Source organism: Psychrobacter sp. JCM 18900 (assembly GCF_904846625.1).
Classification (GTDB): Bacteria; Pseudomonadota; Gammaproteobacteria; order Pseudomonadales; family Moraxellaceae; genus Psychrobacter.
This window is the reverse complement of the sequence record NZ_CAJHBL010000017.1, coordinates 1-543: the sequence shown is the minus strand read 5'-3', so window position 1 is coordinate 543 and position 543 is coordinate 1. Positions and strand designations below refer to the sequence as shown.

At 46.2% G+C, this 543-nt stretch carries 1 protein-coding gene; it reads left to right on the top strand.

Going from position 1 to position 543, the window contains the following annotated elements:
* Positions 1 to 543 (top strand): GTP-binding protein (locus JMX96_RS13590; RefSeq protein WP_227677061.1); only part of this gene is annotated, 543 nt, incomplete at both ends.

Genomic DNA, 543 nt, shown 5'->3' with positions numbered 1-543 from the left:
TCAACACCTCACACGTAGAATATGACACAGACAGCCGTCACTACGCACACGTAGATTGCCCAGGTCACGCCGATTATGTTAAAAACATGATCACTGGTGCTGCCCAGATGGACGGCGCAATCCTAGTAGTATCTGCAACTGACGGCCCAATGCCACAGACTCGTGAGCACATCTTGCTTTCACGTCAGGTTGGCGTACCGTACATCATCGTATTCATGAACAAATGTGACATGGTTGATGACGAAGAATTGTTAGAACTAGTAGAAATGGAAGTTCGTGAATTATTGAACGACTATGACTTCCCAGGTGATGACACTCCTATCGTTAAAGGTTCTGCTACTGAAGCCCTAAAAGGCTCAGAAGAAAAATACGGCCAACCAGCTGTAGTAGAACTACTAAACGTACTAGACACCTACATCCCAGAGCCAGAGCGTGACATCGACAAAGCATTCCTAATGCCAATCGAAGACGTATTCTCAATCTCAGGTCGTGGTACTGTAGTAACAGGCCGTGTTGAATCTGGTATCGTTAAAGTTGGCGACG